The following is a 16709-nucleotide window of genomic DNA, read 5'->3' as shown; positions in this document are numbered from 1 at the left end:
TTCTTTACTTCTTCAATTTATACACCTCAGAACCTGCCAGCAGGAAACAACCCAATCCATAATCTTCGAAGTCGGGCACATTGGTATAGCTTACCGGTTGGCCGTCTTTGGGTTCTTCGCCCGTTCCCTGCACAAAACCCAACATGCCATTGGGGTGTACACAATCTGTTACCAAAGCATTCCATGCTCTGATCACTACAGGCAGGTAGGTTTGTTTATCAATGATGCCTTTGTTGATGCCCCAGGCCATGCCATAGGTAAAGAGAGCAGTTCCTGTCAGCTCCTTGCCACCAAAGTGCGTAGAGTCATGCAGGCTCACATTCCAGAAGCCATCTGTGCGCTGAATAGGCAACAAGGCCTTCAGCATATTCTTATAATCTTCGAGGTATTCGTTGTAATGCGGATCTGTTTTGGGCAACCACTCCATGGTGCGTACCAGTGCTGCCACTACCCAACCATTGCCGCGGCTCCAGTAGCAATCTTCTCCATTGGGTTCTTTGTAAGGTGGCACAAAATCCTTGTCGCGCCACCACAGGCTTTCCGCTACATTGTACAATCCATTGGTGCCATGCTTGTATTTGGAGAAGCTGTACAGATCGTACATCTTGCGGAAGTAGGCTGTGTCTTTGTAGATAACGCCCAGCCTTGTATACACTGGCATCGCCATTTGCAGGGCATCGATCCAGTTCCAGTCGTCCTGCTTTTCACTCTGCACCATCAGATCGATAGAGGCTTTGATATCGCGGATATGGGTAGAATCTTTGCTTTTGAGGAATAGCTCGATGTAAGTTTGTCCACAGCATTGGTTATCGGCATTACGGGTGCGGATGCCTTCGCGCAGCCCCCACTTGTGTTTATTGCCCCATTCGTAGGCATAGTCAATGTACGCTTTCTTTTTATCGGTACGGTACAGCTCCATCAATCCCTCATAATACACCGCGCGGGTCCAGATATTGCTGGGGCGCTCGCGGTTGGTGATGATGGACTTGCCCGGGTCGGGCCACTTCTCCATGAAGTATTTATTGGCCAGCGTCATGACTTTGAGCACTTCTTTCTTTTTGGGCAATGCCTGTGCGTATGTAACTCCGGTAATACACACCATACATACGGCAAAAACAATCTTCTTATTCATACTTGGACTATATTTTCAAACTATTACTTCAGATACTTTTTCAGGTTACAATCTTTCAATGACTTTACGCCTTTCACTACGATCTCCGCGTTCAGTTTGGCGCCGGGTTCATTGGTATGGGTGTGATCGCCATAGAAAAAGTTCTTTACCTGGTCGGGGCCTAACCTGTCGTATTCATCGCCAATGTTGTTGTTGAGATCAATGAAATAAGCGCCGGTGGTGGTAGCCGTTTCCTTTGCCCATAAGCCATAATCATTGTTAGCGCGGTTTACCTTGCCTTCTTTGAAGTTATCACGCGGTATTGGTGAGCAGATGATAGCGATGGCACCTTTTGCTTTAGCCTCATTTACATACTTGCGCATGTACCAACCATAGGTGTACACAACTTCCTGTTTTTTGGTGATCGGGTTATAGATCTCTTTGCTTTCTTCACCAATGCCCCGGATGGAGCCACGGGCGCGGGCCGTGTCATCAAGCGGCCCGGCATCGTTGTGTCCAAACTGCATGATCACATAATCTCCTGGCTTCAGCTCATCCAATATACGCTGCCAGCGGCCTTCTGTAATAAACGTGCGGCTGCTTCTGCCACCAATGGCATGATTGCGCACTGCGATCGCATTGGTATCAAAGAAGGGATCGATCAGGGTGCCCCAGCCCCATTGGCCGTTGCGGCCGCTGCCGTCACCATTGCGCACGGTAGAATCACCAATGATGTACAGCGTAGGTTTCTGTTGCCAGATGACAAATGACAGAACACCTGCTACTGTGAGCAACAGGGCTGTCATTTTCATGTATTTACCTATGTTTATTTTCATATAGAAGCTTCTATCGTTAAGTTAAATGATCTTATTATTTCCTCCCAATCTCTTTACCTCCTGTCAATCGAGGTTCAGACAGTTTAATGTTCGGCCTTGGTGGTGGTTGCATGCCTTCGCCCATAAAGAAGCCGGTGTGTGGCGGCTGGTTATAGGCTACATTCTGCCAGGCAATGCTGAGCCGGTATTGCGGATCGTGCATTAGTGTATAGAACCGGTGGGTAGTAGGAATGGACGTAGAGAAGATACGCAGCTCGTTGTTGTCTGCTGTGCGATAGATGACTTCCTCGCGCCAGTCGCCCCAGATGTCGGCACTCAATACCGGATTGGATTTGGTGCCGTTGTTGCGCACGCAGTTGTACTGTGCGGCTTCCAGCAAACGGTTTGCTTTGCTGCTGAGATAGTCCCATTTATCGATGGTAGTAGCATTCAGTATTTCACTCAGCACATCGCCATCCCAATAAATGCCCATATTACAGGCGGGTGTTCTCTCGCCTATTTTATTTCCTTTGCAATCAAACATACCCGTGATGCCGGCGCCTGCCACCCAGCATTCATATCCGGGGTAGCGGGGATCGATGTCCAATGCCAACCCACGGCCTGGACCTTCTCCATCCTCTCCTGCTTTTACAGAGGCTTTCTTCCATAGCACTTCGCCGGTTGCCGCATCGCGGAAGTTAGCGCCCGCATCATCAAAGCGTTCCTGTATGTCGAATACTTCCAAACCCGGGTGCGAAGGATCGAGATCGGTTACGTGCAGTGCATCACCATGCCCCAGCCCGGTTGAGTACAATCCTTTACCATTGTCATCGATGGTCATGGCACCGTATACAATTTCATCTTTACCGTCATTGTCTACATCAGCCACCGTCAGGTTGTGATTGCCTTGTCCGCCATAGGTAGGGTTACCTTCCTTTGAATCGAATACCCAGCGTTGGGTAAGTTGTCCGTTCTTCCAATCCCACGCAGCCAACACTGTACGGGTATAATAGCCACGACACATGATCAGGCTGGGATGCACGCCGTCGAGATATGCCACACAAGCCAGGAACCTGTCCATACGATTGCCATAGCCATCGCCCCAGAGAGTTTTCAACTCATCGGTAGTGGGTGCAAGGGAAGAAGGATGTCTGGCTGGCACATACGCCGTAGTAGCCAGGGCTGCACCGGTCAGTCCATCAAAGATGGTGAGGTATTCCGGTCCTGCCAGTATATAGCCGCGCTCATTACGATAGTCTTTCGAGGAGTCGCCAATGATCTTTCCTTTGGCATCCATGCTGCCATCGGCTGTTTTCATGGCGATCTCTGCTTTGCCATCGCCATCAAGGTCATACACCATGAACTGTGTATAGTGGGCTCCCTCCCGAATATTTTTACCGAGGTTGATGGTCCACAATAAAGTGCCATCCATTTTGTATGCCTGGAAGATGGGAGGATCTGTGATGCCTGCCTGGGAGTTGTCTTTGGCGCGGCCTGTCTGGTGCAGGATGATCTCGTATTCACCATCGCCATCGAGGTCACCCACCGATGCATCGTTGGGTGCATAACCTGCGGGTGTTTGCAGCGGCAGGGAAACATACGGCAGCGCACCCGGTTTTAACGTGAAGGAAGTGCTGGCTGTAGTTTCTTTTCCTTTGATGACAGGCTTTACAAAGTAGCTATTGCTTTTAGTAGTGTCGGCAGTAATGTCTTCAAAAGAAGTGGAAGTGGTAATGGGTTGCTTGTTCAGCTTGGTAGATTTACCAGACGAGGTAGTGCGGTATACATTGAATGCGATGTTATCGGGGTCGGTGCCCAACAGGCGCCAACTTACAAAAACATGTCCATCGGGTTTGGCTACGGCCTGTACGCCGCGGCCAAGCCATTCCATTTGCCGCTGTGCTACAAGCGGACCAAACGCAACCAGGAACAGCAGGCTGAGTAACGCGAGTTTCTTTTTCATATAGCTGTTGAAAAGGTAGCACGGGTTATGATCTTTACCATCCTGAACTGTCATGTTATTTGAATCGCAATAGTCTCTTCTACCAGGTTGGTTATCATCGGCTGTTACTCAAAGTTGCACACACAATCCCCGGGTCAGGCTTGTACAAAGCTGGCCTCATCCATGTGTGAACCATGTGTCAAATGAGGGTGTTTACCAATGAAAGACACGTGTCTGACACATGGTTCACACATGGATGGAATATAGATACCAGAATATCAGCAGATTACATTTTAATTATGTTAAATACTGAGCTTCACTTTTGACTATACCAACAACTGGAGGGGCATTTCAGCCTCTAACGAATCGCAGGAGTTGCCATATTAGTGGAGTTTTTAACTGCGAAGGGAGCTTTGTCTTTAACCGTAATGGTCACCTTATTGAACTGCCAGCCATCAGCATGCGTAATGTCGCCGGCTGCAGCAGCTTCGATGGAGATGTTGCTGAATTGAAAGTTTTGCAGGGAAGATTCCGGCAAACCGGTAGCGCTGATCACACGTTTAACACCGGTGGCCTGGATATCCGATACGTAGATGTTCTTAAAATGCGGGATGCCCTTCGAAGCGGGTTCTACTTTTTGCAGCATCGTTTTCCAGTGAGCAGGAATGGAATCATAGTTGTATCCATCGGGCAATTTGGAATAGCTGTAGGTAGGGTTCCAGTTCATCGTGAAGTGGAAAGCATTGCCCACACTGTCGAGACGATTATTAATGAAATAAACATCTTCTACCGTGCCGCCGCGCGTGGTGGCCGACTTGATATGAAACCCATTGCCCGTGCCCATGGCCACCAGGTTGGTGGCCAGCACATGGCGGATGCTGCCGGAAGTTTCAGAGCCCAGCGTAAGCAATCCCCCACCCTTACGCGCAATACTGTTACGGATCACCACATACTCTGTAGGTCGGTTCACACGCAAGCCATCCCAATCGCGGCCAGCTTTTAAACAAAAGTCATCGTCATTGCAATCGATATCGCAATTCTCTATCAACACCCAGGAAGAAGAATCCACATCGATGCCATCGGTACTTGGTCCTTTGCCGTCTTCATTGTTGCGTACCACGATGCCATCAACGGTGATGTATTTGGAATACAGCAGCTGAACTGTCCAGAAACCCGCGTTGGAGAATGTCACTTCTTTTAAAGTAATATCGGCCGACTCCTGTACTAAGAACGTGCGTACTCTTTTTGCATCATAGTCTACGATCCAGCGCAGTCCTTTGGGTTCGTATTCCTGTCGGCGCATGGTCCAGTATTTATCCCAACAGAACTTGCCGCGGGCATTCACCTTTCCTTTGCCGCTTACCATTACATTCTGTTGCCCAATGATATTGATGAGTGCTGCAGGCCATATCATTTCAATGCCGGCAATACGGGTCTTGATCTCCGGATAATCATCAAAGCTTTGGCTGCCCAGCAGGGTTACGCCTTCATTGATCTGCAGATGTACATTGCTTTTGAGAAAGAGGGAGCCGGTCACGTATTCACCTGGCTCAAAACGCACAATGCCTCCGCCGCTTTTAGCGCAGTCATCAATCGCCTTTTGAATAAACGTGGTAGAAAGTGTTTTGCCGTCATTGACAGCTCCGTATTTATTAACGAGAAATACTTTAGTTGCAGTAGGCTTTTTGCGGGCACCGGTTTTCTTTGCCCAGGCCAGTACCGAAGCGGGAATACTGTCGGGAGTATTGGCAAAGCTATCAGTGGTGATAGCCAGTGCAAGCGTGATCATAGCGATCCTGAACAATGCAGTGGTACGCATGGCGAAGCAATTTAAGGAGGCAGTAAATTAGAGCAGGAAAGCCGGGTGGCTATCCTGATGCGTCCTGAATCGGCAATGGGCAGCCGGCAATCGGCAATAAAGCCTACTGATTAGGCAGGTGCTTCATGCTATTTTAACTTTTCGAATTCCTCCTTAGTGATGGTGAACACGGTACCATGTCGTATGCCTTTGGGAAAGGTAACCTTATCGGAGATATCGGTCCATTGTTGCAGGTCGGTGGAAGTCACAGCACCGTATTTATGTTCTGTGTACTTATCGAAATAAACGATCCAGTTGCCATCGATCTTAATGACCGTAGGCCCTTCTGCCCAGTATTTGCCGGTGATGGGCACTGAAGGCGATGAGTAACCTGACGTTAATGCTTTACTGGTAGCGATGCGGAGGTTCTTCTGTGGCGGCTTCCGGGTTTCATCTTTCAGGAACATGACGTATTGCTTGCCATGCTGCTGGATGGTAGCATCGATCACATTAAAGTCCTTATCATACAGCAGGCGGGTTGGACTGAAGCTTTTAAAGTCTTTGGTGGTGGTGTAATACATGCGGTGATTGTATTTATCATCACCGGCTGTATCACCTTTCTCAAACCTGCCGGGAATAGTAGTAGCCCAGTAGATCATGTATTGCTTTTTGCCGGCATCGTAGAAGATCTCGGGCGCCCAGCAATTGCGGGCTGTTGGTTCATGCTCCATTACGGGAATATATTGTTGCTCGGTCCAGTGAATGAGGTCTTTGGAGCTTGCATAGCCGATGCCTCTTTCATTCCAGCTCACTGTCCATACCATGTGGAAAGTGCCATCCGTGCCACGCACGATACAAGGATCACGCATCAGTTTGTCTTTGCTTACGGTTGGTTTCAGGAAAGAGCTGTCACCACGCAGGGAAGTCCAGCTATAACCGTCCTGGCTGTAAGCGAGATGTAATCCATCTTCACCATTGCCCTTGAAGTAGGAAAAGACATAAACGGGGTCCTTTGACTGGGCGGCAAGGAATATCGCAGAAGTCAGCAAACAACAGGTGATAAGCATCTTTTTCATACAGCTGTGACCTGATTAAAATACAGGTAAGGCAAGATAAAATAAAGTGTAGGATTTACAATTGCTAATTTCTCACCAGCGTCACACTCATGAGGCCGATCACGACATCGTTGACGATAGCATGTACACTAAGTGAGCGCAGGTCTTTGCCGGGATTCAGCGGCAGGTCGAGGATTGTGGCGGCGCCGCCATCGACACCATAGTTGCTGAATCCTTTGATTCCTTTATAAGCGGATGCTGTTGTTGCAATACGGCCCGACTTCAAATAGATGCGCAGGGGTGGCGGTGCATTGGTAGTAAACGCATACCCATCTGCATAATAATCCTGCTCGATGGGCCACCAGTTTTCGGGATTCTTCAGCAGCAGCGTATCGGCCGACCCATCGGTGTACTGCACCCGCACTTCTCCGTTTGTCAACCTGCTTTGCATGTGATTGGTGCTGCCAGCCATGATAAAATACGCATGAGACGCTTTTCCTGTAAGAGGGATGGTCACAGAGTGCGGATAATTGTCCCACTGGGAAGTGAACATGATATTATTGGTAGTACTATCGCCCGGAACAGCAAAAGGAATGTGCTGATCGAGGTTGATCTCGTTGTTGCTGCCGGCCAGTTGCCGCAAACCCGCATCATCAAACTCCGGCTGCACCAATGGATAACACCAATTGCCGATGCCCTGGGTGGGCAATTGCAAAGTTGGTGATACAGGACGGGGCGACAGGTATTGTTGTTCAAATATCTTAGTTACACGCGCATTGTGGTAAGTAGAAAGATCGATCTTTTCGAAAGCAATACCGATGGACGGGATGCTCCAGTTGATCATGGTAGTTTGTACCTGTTTTGTGCTATCCCATACAAACTGTACCACATTGCTGCCTGTAATGAGATAAGGTGCGGGTATGTGTACCGTGGGTGATGCTTTTTTAGCTGCTATCTGCAAAGGCATGCGTATCACGCGTGGACCGGGATTGATCACCAGTGTACCCTGCACGGCTGTTCCATAATTGTGTACTGTGAAATAAATGCCGCCCGAATCCTGCTGCACGGGAATGATCTCAACAGCTGATGGTTTTACTATAAAATTGCAAGGCTGCCACCAATTACAATTGCCTTGTTGCAGGCGTAGAAATATTGTTTTATCACCAGCGGCAGGAAGCAGTTTCGCCTGCAAGCGGTTGGCAGTGATCACTGGTTTGTCCAATACCTGCTGCGGATCGTACACTTCCTGTATCGATGCCAAACCACCGATTAATGCCAATGATGCACCAGATACATAGATACTATCGTGTTGTATTTTTTGTGGTGCGGCGCCCTTCCAGGTAACCACTATTGTATAACGCGCCTGTTTAGGAACAGTGATCTCCAACAAAGGCTCACCTACTGCCTCTTTAACTGTTTTCCATGTTGCAGGTTTCCCATTTACCGTCACTGCTGCAACACCTGTCTTGTATGCTTTCAGCAACAGTTTCAGGTTCATGTTATGCGAGAAGGACGGGATCAGTATGTACTGATCTTTTACTGCATCGCGCTTAAAATCAAACTGCATATCGGGCACGCGCAGGGATGCATAGTTCCAGGCAGCAGGCAGGCCCGGCCTGATAGTGAGTGTATCCTGTAACGCATCAGGTTGTATGCCAAACAGTCCTTCTACCAATGTACGGGAGGCCATGCCAATGGGATCGGCGAAATCGCGGTAGAGTTCTCCGCGTATGGCATCATAAAAGGGTAATTGCTGAAAGTTGCCAGGCGAAGCGCCGAGGTACATACTTTCTATCAATACGCTCTTCCATAAGTTGCAGGCTTCTTCTGAACGATTGCCCTGCCAATAGGCCAACGCTGTATGCAGGTTTTCGGCCAGCGCCACATTGTTGATGGACCAGGTGTAGGGCTGCCAGTTGGTAGTGGCCAACATGTAATAATCTTTACCGGTCAGTCCTTTTGCCTGTACGGGAATGTGTGGCAGCTTTGTATCGATGTACCTAAGGGATTGCCAGGCTTTGAAGGCGTCGGGCACTTTGGAATCGATGGCATGGTAAATGGTCCACAAACCTGCAGCAGGGTGTATGAGTTGTTTGCCCAGCAAATCTTTGTATTCGGCATACCAGCCATCATGGGGCAGCCATAGCTGGCGATGAATGGCCTGTAATATTTTCGCCGCTTCCTGCTCGTAAGGCTTGCCATCTTTACCTGCGATGCCAGCCAGCACTGCGGCCATACTATTAGCGCGATAGTTATAAGCGGAGGAATGGGTAACACCTCCTCCACTGTATTGCAGGGCATCACTGGCCCATATGCAGCAATAGGCATCGTACAGCCCATCGTTGTCGGCATCGAAGTTTCTTTTCTCCCAGGCAAGGTGGCGTTCTATCACCGGCCACATCTCCCGGATGAAGGCCGTGTCGCCCGTCCAGCAAAAATGCGTGAACAACTGATCTATGAACACCAGATTCATGTCATAGTGATGGGGACGGATATCGCCGTTGGGATTGCGGCAGATGTAGCCACTGCTAAACATAGCTGTACCGATCTTTTCCTGGTGCCGCGCCAAATGCAGGGCAGTATCCGCCACGACCGGACCTGTCAATGGCGACGTAATCTGCGAGCGGGCATAACTGCTGAAGTGTGTGCGCGCCCTGTCGTGCCAACCCAATGGATCGGCCGTGTAAGCACCACGCCAGGCAGGCAGGCGCATACGCCAGGCGATGGCTCCGTGCATATATGTTGGATCATCCCAGATGGCATCGGCGGCTATGCTCAGTGCTCCACCCAGTGTATTAATGTAAGGATCGGGTGTATTGACCTGTACGCGTGCAGCCAACTGCTGGCGCATTGATTCTGCTGTCTGGTAAACAGCCGGCAGGTTATTCTTATGTAAGGATAGCTGGCTCGTATCCGGATGACTGATCATGAGGTAAGCAGTATCTGCTCTTTTCAATGTCACTTTACCGCAAACCAGTAATGCTGAATCTGTATTGGTAGCCTGATCAAGGGTGAGGGGAGATTGTTGCTGGTTGGGATTGGCCGTATGCAATGTCATACCAGTTGGAAAAACACCTTCCAGCTTCTTAGTGTTGCCCGCGCCAAATTTAACGGTGAATTGATTGGCGTTGATATCGTATTGGTTGTTGACACAATACGCGGGTTGCAAATAAAAAGAAGATTCAGGATCGGCGCCAATGTCTCCATCACGGGAAAACTTCTTACCGGTTACACCACCAAAAGCGCAGAAGAGTTGCACAGGCGCTGTGATGCCAACAGGCACTACCCGCATGATCATAGCTTCGTTGGTATACGTTGCCAATACGCTCACCTGCAACATGCCTGTTCCCAACAAGGGGTCCCTGATCTCATAGTGCATGGAGCCGGGCCTGTAAATAGCTTTGATGGATCTGGCGGTTGTAAGCCATTTACTGTTGTTGCCCACGATGATGCCCAACTTGCAATTGCCTCCCATGCCGGGCAGGTACAAAGCAAACTCCGGCAGGTCGCCAGCCTCTACGCGAAAAGCTGTATTACCACCATACAGTGCACGATTGAATCGCAGCGTGCCATTGGTGGTCACAAAGTCTTTTCCTTCGGGACGATAGTGAATAGTACGTTCTTTTCCATGCCAGGGTGTGGCAGGAGGCGTTTGACATATTGCAGTTAAGGGGCCTGTCAGTAGCAGCAGGGCGATATATAGAATACGTATCATGGGGAAATACGATCGGCAATCGGCAGTCGACAATCGGCAATTTTGTCTACGTCGCCAGTGTAACCTCTTATCTCTACGGCATCTTTCTGAGTCCTTCCCACCTCACTTGCCAGGTGTCTTTCGGAAAACCAGGATTTGGATTTGTGTTGTCATCGGAACCGGCACACATCAAGGCGATCGCACTCAACAATCCTCCGTTTCCCGGCAGGTAGATCGTTAGTCTTTCATCCTGAAAATTGTGTCCGTTGGCAAGATAAGTATTGGTTCGTACCGGCAGGAATAAGGCATCAATAGCTTTTTCCGGTATATTTAACCGGGTAGCGGTCATTGCTGTAAGCGGAAAGTCCCAACCCCAGGTATCCTCCCATTTCCAAACTTTCCACACCAGGTCAAAGGTCTTCTTCATGACAACTGTATCCATGTTATTGCTGCCTGGAATGGAAGCATAAGTGGCCAGCACTGCCGGGTGGTCGGTCTTATAGCGCTCGGTGGTATAACAATCCGGGGTACTTTCTGTAGCAAGATACACTCCATTGGCCTGCGGCAATGCAGCCAAATTATTAATTATTTTATCCCATTCTGCTTTGCGGGGCATACCTAATCGCTCCCGCCATTGCTGGGCCACATTCAACGCCCAATGCCAGTAGGCAAGTTCATAAGTAGGATTGAAAGTAGTAACGGCGTCAAAGCACTCCTGCGCAGGGATCAATCCTTTGCCGAGGTTGTATCGTTTCTTTTCAGCATCCCAGGATGGAAAGGAAGCCATGAAATCGGCGGTAGCAAATACCAGGTCTTTGTATTTCTCCAATACCTGCTTTGATTGCTTATCGCGGTAGCTCAACTCGGCCATGTAAATGAAATGTGGCTGCTGCCATATCAGGAAGGAGCCTACTGAAGATGGCGATTCATTGCCTGCATGGTCTACCATCTTTTGCCAGCGCAATCCTTCAAAGCCCTGCCGCTTTGCAACAGCCCGTGCTTCATTGGCTACCGTGGCATACCAGTCGAGGCTCTTTTCCATTAAGGCTATACGGCCCCACAAGGCAAAGTGAACAGCGTGCCACCAATGCATTTCGAGGTGGGGCTTGCCATACCAACTGTTGTAAGTGAGTCCTGTTTCCTGTGGCGGATAGTTGGAAGCGCATTGCAATTTGGTGAGGTATTGAGACAGGATCATCCTTCTTTCCAGCTCCGGGGCTCTTGTGTCTTTACTACCAGCAAAGTCTACTGCGCCACCGCTCTTCCAGAATTGCTCCCATTGTTGCTGGCTATTCTTCGATACTTCATTAAAGGAGAGTAACGAGGCGTCACCAATCGTTTTTTTGGAGAACAAAAAACTGACTTCAAAAGTCTTGCCTCCCTGTGGCGTGATCACATAGTGATGTGTGCCGGACGATTGTATGGATGCTTTTTGTTTCCATTGGGCATACAGCAGGTAATTATCATCGTCGAGGTCATGACGAATGACGACCGGTTTGCCGGGGGCATTGCTGAATAGCCTTGTCTTATGCTTATCTGCATTGGCGTCATTGACACCCACATCTTTAAACTGTCCGTTGGGATAAGGGAAATGAATCGTAAGCTTCAATTTCTGTTCCTGTATCAGCGGAGATTCTACTTTTACTGCCACGTGGTCCAGTTGCTGGTGTGCATAGGTGATCACTTCTACCGGCTGCTCTTCCACTGTGAAGCGGCTTTTGATCTCGCCTGTCCACATGTCGAGCTGCTGGTCGATGTTTTTAATGTCATCGATAGTAGCGGGCTGTCCGTTCTTTTTAGTGATCTGTAATCCTACATTACCCAGTTGCAGGCGGTGCGGATTTATCCGGAAGTAATCGGCGGCTTCTTTGTTGCGTCCCGCTTCTTTCCATTGTACAGGGTAAGGAATCTTTCTGCCTTCCAGCTCATAAGTGCGGAGAGACTCTTCAAACTTATAGTTGTTGGGATTGGGGAAACTGTGCCACCCCCATTCGGATTGTGTGCCCAGCGGTACGCCTCCTTTATAGTATGCGGGGAAACTTTGCAGGCCTGTAACATCTACTGTAAAGGCAAAGCTGCCATTGCCGATAGATAGAGAAGATAATGAATCGGCTTTTGTAATATGAATGGTGTGCCGCTGCACTACTGCCTTGCGGTTGATGGGAGATTGTGCATGGGCTATGCTGGCGATCCATAACGATATAAATAGTGCGATGCGTTTCATGTTTTCTTCTTTTACTTTGATGCAAGCCAGAGGCTTGCCAATAGCCTCACTCGCCAGAGGCGAGCGAGTGTTGGCATATAAGAATGTTGGTCTTTTTAAAATAAATCATTCACTGAAGGCATAGTAAATTGTTTACGCTGGTCTTCGGGTTTGGGCAGGCCGAAATAAAACCAGAGGGTACGTTTTACCGGGCCGTTGAACTTCGTGAACTCACCGGCAGGTCCCAGGTTGGCCGTATTGGCGCTGATGTTCAACGCCAGCTTGGTGCCAATGGGCGGAATGGCATCAAGAAAGGAGATATCTCCTACTGGTAATGCAGGATGCGGTTGTATGCCGGAGAGTCCATAGAAGTCGAACAGACGTACATACAATCCTGTGTCCTTACTGGCCACCAGGAATTTGCCTTCCACTGTATTCATCTCCATCCAGGTTATATCGGCATAGTAGCCTTTGAACTCCGGATAGTTCCAGGGAAAGCTGCCTGTCTGGGTATTGTTGTACATGTTCTCCCACACGTTATCAGTGACGCCTTGCAGGCGATTCTTCCAAACACGGTAAGGGCCTTTGCCCAGCCACTTGGCGCCCAACACAAAGTTTTCCGGATAGCTGAAGCTAATACCGGCAAAGGGATAACTGCCTTGCAGACTATATTCATAATCAAGGCTCACCCATCCACCAGGATGCATTGTCCAGCGGGCGTATTTAAGATCGCCGGTATAAGTTACTTCTATTACACGATTGTCACCGCTTAGCGATTGTTTGATACTATTGAAGGTAGCCTGACCACTTACCAACACCGGACCGTTGCGGAATGATGGCCGGCCTCCGTTGGCATTGGCCACTCCGAGGAGCTGTCCGTTCTTTTTACTGAAGGTAATGCTGATGCCTCCTGAACGAAGGGCGAGGGTAGTATCAGTTTCTGCCACATGCACCGTGTCGGTATTGGTAGCAATCACCGTACTTAACAATTGATCATTGTTTCTGATGTTATACGTGCGACGGTATATTTCTTTACCGGCTGGGTCGATGGCTATGATGTTGAGTGCGTCATGGTTTTTCCAATCAGCGGGTAGATTAAGTGAAAGGTTGCCTGATTGTGTAGCAGCTATATCCGGACTGGTGGCTGTTCCTTTTTGCAAGATGGTGACGCCTGATTGTCCGCTGAAAGGCTTGGTGTAATTGACCAACTGCCAATTGAAGCGGCACTGTTTCAGGTTGGTAAAATGATAACGGTTCTCGACCGGCATACTACCATTGAAGTTCGCAGGTAAAGCAGACATGTTTATTTTAACCGGTGAGAATATTTCGCGGATAGCATAGAAGCTGCCTTCTTTTTCCCGGTGTGGCCCCACCACCCCATCGGGTGCATTTACTCCATTTACATCGATGCGTCCATTGAAATCAGTACGCACTACTCCCTCATCTACCAGCGCCCAGAGGAAACCTCCGCCAGACTTCTTAGCACTCCAATGGAGTTCCCAGAAATCATTGAGCGCAGCTCCCCCACCGCCATCATCCTGACAATGCAGGAACTCGGTAGGCATATAAATATCAGGACCGTTCAGGATATTCTTACTGCTGTAGTAATCTTCGTAGTGGTTGCAGTCGATACCATTGAAGGTGTTACCGGGACGATGGTGTGCATGAATAACCGGGCGGTTGGAAAGGTCATACAGTCCATAATCATCGTCCAGCTCTTTGTTGTGCCCGCCTTCATTGCCATTGCTCCAGAAGATAATGGAGGGATGGTTGGCATCACGGGTCACCATTTCTTTAACCAGTGGGGCGCCGGCATTTGTGCTGTAAGCTTTTTGCCAGCCAGCTAATTCATCAAGTACGTAAAGCCCCAGAGAATCGCATAGTTCGAGGAAACGTTGATCGGGTGGATAGTGTGAACAGCGCACCGCATTCATGTTCATCTCTTTCATGAGCTGCACATCTGCGAGATCAATAGCGGGACTTACCGTGCGTCCTGTTTCGGGCCAGAACACGTGGCGGTTGACGCCTTTCATCTTTATCTGTGTGCCGTTGAGGTAAATGCCATCACCCTTGCGTATTTCGATGGTGCGGAATCCAAAGCGTTCTTTGGTGCGATAGCCTGTTTGCGCACCATTGCCCAATGCCACCTGCACTGTATATAGGTTAGGCGTTTCTGCCGTCCATAATAGTGGGTTGTTGATTTTAGTAGTGAGTTTAACAAGGGTATCGTTGGCTTTTATCGTTTGCTGTACAGTGGCTACTATCTTGCCTGCGGCATCTTTGATGGTAGCTGTTACCTGTTTAGGGGTTTTGATATTCTGCAGGGCCACATTCATGGCAAAGCTGCCATCGGCTTTAGCATCTATGGCCGTGTGGTCAATGTATTCCTTGGGAACTGCTTCGAGGTATACCGGCCTGAAGATGCCACCGAATATCCAGTAATCGGCCAGGCGTTCGGCATTGTTTACGGAAGCATCGGCCGACATTTTACTGACAGTCACTTCCAACTTATTGGGTTTGCCTGCCAGCAGTTTATTGGTGATGTTGTATTTGAAACGATAGAAGGCTCCCTGGTGCACAGCGCCTGCCAGCTGGCCATTGACCTTTACTTCCGCATCGGTCATGGCGCCTTCAAATACGATAAATACTTCTTTGTTTTTCCAGGCTGCGGGAATGGTGAAGTTGTGGCGATAGAGGCCTTTCTCGTCTGCAAAGCGGAAGTTGCGGCCGTAGGTTACGTAATCGCGGCCATAGTTGTAGGCGCCAAAGCCTTGTTGCTCCCAGCAGGAAGGAACCTGTATGGTGGTCCACACACCGCTTTTGCGACCGGCCGTGCAAAAGAAATCCCAGGTGACCGTGTTGTCTTTATCTCTGCCTGACAAGTATTGTATTTCTCTCTCCTGTGCTGCAGCTGCAGCAGTGATAGCCACCAGGAGTATGGCGCTTATGATTCGATGGAAACTCATATCGGCTTACGATAAAGCCCCTCACTTTGTCTTTGGCAGCAGCTTATCACGCACCGGCTTGTTACGATCACAAGTGAGCTCTCCATTGTTGTACTCCAATGCTGCCAATTGTATAAGGGTTCGCTTATCATCTACACTACCCGGTGCGGCTGGTTTATCTTTCCGTCTGCCGGGATGTGTGAAATAATACAGGTATACTTTATCATTATTAACTACTACGTCCGCATGGCCGCCAATGGCCTGGTCTTCGGCGCCAGTGCCCGGCTCTTCCAAAATGCGGCCGGGTTGCTTTTTCCATTGCAGCAGGTCGTCGGAGCTGTAGATCTCCATGCCTTTCCAAACATCGATCACCATCCAGTACTTGTCTTTGAATTGAAACACTTTCGGCCCTTCGCCTCTTGCTGCAATGGCTTTGCCTTTATCTTCCCAATGGTACAGGTCTTTGCTATCGGCGTAGTAGATCGACTTTCCATCGCGCTCATTGTTGTACCACATGCGCCAATTGCCATCGGGCAAACGGAATACAGCGGCATCGATCACTTTATCATTTACGAGGGGGAGGGTGGATTCGTATTTCCAGTTGAGCAGGTCTTTGCTGGTACAGTGAACAATATGGCGTAGATGGTTCCAATCATCAAAAACACCGGGCACGTAGGTGAGGTACATATGATAGGTACCGTTGTGCTCAATGATATCCGGCGCCCAGAAGGTGTATCCCGCTGGATCAGGCCGGTAATTGATATTGGCTGTGTCTTTGTATTTCCAGTGCAAGCCATCTTTCGATTCGGCAATACCGATCTTTGTGCCATGCGCCCAGCTCACACCTGGCGCACCGGGCATGGTAGCGCGGCGATTGGTATAGAACATCCACCATTGTTTCGCTTTCACGTTCCAGATCACCACAGGGTCAGCCGCACCATCATATACCGGATCGCGGTATAATGGTTTGGGCGCTGTGTCCTGGGAGAACGCAGTATAGGTGAAGAGAATCAATATGATGGTGCCAATTATTCTCATGAAAGTCAGATTTACCTTTGCTTCGCTGGCAGATTTCTCACTTCGCCGCTACTGCTCAATTTTTACAGTCCTGAATGGCTTCGTTCGAAATGACAGAGAAGGGTGAGC

The 16709-nt window shown here is 49.2% G+C and carries 9 protein-coding genes; all 9 read right to left on the bottom strand.

Features of this window, described 5'->3' with window-relative positions; genetic code table 11:
* Positions 1-4 precede the first annotated feature (4 nt).
* Positions 5-1132, bottom strand: a complete 1128-nt coding sequence (locus AC5JBY_RS02250) for a glycoside hydrolase family 88/105 protein (protein ID WP_495902915.1) — start codon at positions 1130-1132, stop codon at positions 5-7.
* Between the two features lie 23 nt (positions 1133-1155).
* Positions 1156-1947, bottom strand: coding sequence for a rhamnogalacturonan acetylesterase (locus AC5JBY_RS02245; protein WP_495902914.1), 792 nt, complete (start codon positions 1945-1947; stop codon positions 1156-1158).
* A 34-nt stretch (positions 1948-1981) separates the two neighbouring features.
* On the bottom strand, positions 1982-3889 hold the full coding sequence (locus AC5JBY_RS02240) for a rhamnogalacturonan lyase (RefSeq protein WP_495902913.1): 1908 nt from the start codon (positions 3887-3889) through the stop codon (positions 1982-1984).
* Positions 3890-4226: 337 nt separating this feature from the next.
* Complete coding sequence (locus tag AC5JBY_RS02235) at positions 4227-5687, bottom strand: glycoside hydrolase family 28 protein (RefSeq protein ID WP_495902912.1); 1461 nt, start codon at positions 5685-5687, stop codon at positions 4227-4229.
* A gap of 128 nt (positions 5688-5815) precedes the next feature.
* Positions 5816-6742: a glycoside hydrolase family 43 protein gene (locus tag AC5JBY_RS02230; protein WP_495902911.1), complete on the bottom strand. Its 927-nt coding sequence runs from the start codon at positions 6740-6742 to the stop codon at positions 5816-5818.
* Positions 6743-6806: 64 nt separating this feature from the next.
* Positions 6807-10436 (bottom strand): DUF4450 domain-containing protein, encoded by a 3630-nt coding sequence (locus AC5JBY_RS02225; protein WP_495902910.1) that lies wholly within the window; start codon positions 10434-10436, stop codon positions 6807-6809.
* A 73-nt stretch (positions 10437-10509) separates the two neighbouring features.
* Positions 10510-12639 (bottom strand): hypothetical protein, encoded by a 2130-nt coding sequence (locus AC5JBY_RS02220; protein WP_495902909.1) that lies wholly within the window; start codon positions 12637-12639, stop codon positions 10510-10512.
* A gap of 95 nt (positions 12640-12734) precedes the next feature.
* Positions 12735-15584, bottom strand: coding sequence for a glycoside hydrolase family 2 protein (locus tag AC5JBY_RS02215; RefSeq protein WP_495902908.1), 2850 nt, complete (start codon positions 15582-15584; stop codon positions 12735-12737).
* 21 nt (positions 15585-15605) lie between these two features.
* Complete coding sequence (locus AC5JBY_RS02210) at positions 15606-16601, bottom strand: family 43 glycosylhydrolase (RefSeq protein ID WP_495902907.1); 996 nt, start codon at positions 16599-16601, stop codon at positions 15606-15608.
* Between the last annotated feature and the right edge of the window lie 108 nt (positions 16602-16709).

The sequence above is a fragment of the Paraflavitalea sp. genome (assembly GCF_059502485.1).
Note: the sequence above shows the minus strand (reverse complement) of the source record. Positions and strands in the feature narration are given on the sequence as shown.

Excerpts from the sequence above, each read along its gene's own strand:
- AC5JBY_RS02250 (WP_495902915.1), bottom strand. The coding sequence starts at position 1,132 with ATGAATAAGAAGATTGTTTTTGCCGTATGTATGGTGTGTATTACCGGA.
- AC5JBY_RS02245 (WP_495902914.1), bottom strand. The coding sequence starts at position 1,947 with ATGAAAATAAACATAGGTAAATACATGAAAATGACAGCCCTGTTGCTC.
- AC5JBY_RS02240 (WP_495902913.1), bottom strand. The coding sequence starts at position 3,889 with ATGAAAAAGAAACTCGCGTTACTCAGCCTGCTGTTCCTGGTTGCGTTT.
- AC5JBY_RS02235 (WP_495902912.1), bottom strand. The coding sequence starts at position 5,687 with ATGCGTACCACTGCATTGTTCAGGATCGCTATGATCACGCTTGCACTG.
- AC5JBY_RS02230 (WP_495902911.1), bottom strand. The coding sequence starts at position 6,742 with ATGAAAAAGATGCTTATCACCTGTTGTTTGCTGACTTCTGCGATATTC.
- AC5JBY_RS02225 (WP_495902910.1), bottom strand. The coding sequence starts at position 10,436 with ATGATACGTATTCTATATATCGCCCTGCTGCTACTGACAGGCCCCTTA.
- AC5JBY_RS02220 (WP_495902909.1), bottom strand. The coding sequence starts at position 12,639 with ATGAAACGCATCGCACTATTTATATCGTTATGGATCGCCAGCATAGCC.
- AC5JBY_RS02215 (WP_495902908.1), bottom strand. The coding sequence starts at position 15,584 with ATGAGTTTCCATCGAATCATAAGCGCCATACTCCTGGTGGCTATCACT.
- AC5JBY_RS02210 (WP_495902907.1), bottom strand. The coding sequence starts at position 16,601 with ATGAGAATAATTGGCACCATCATATTGATTCTCTTCACCTATACTGCG.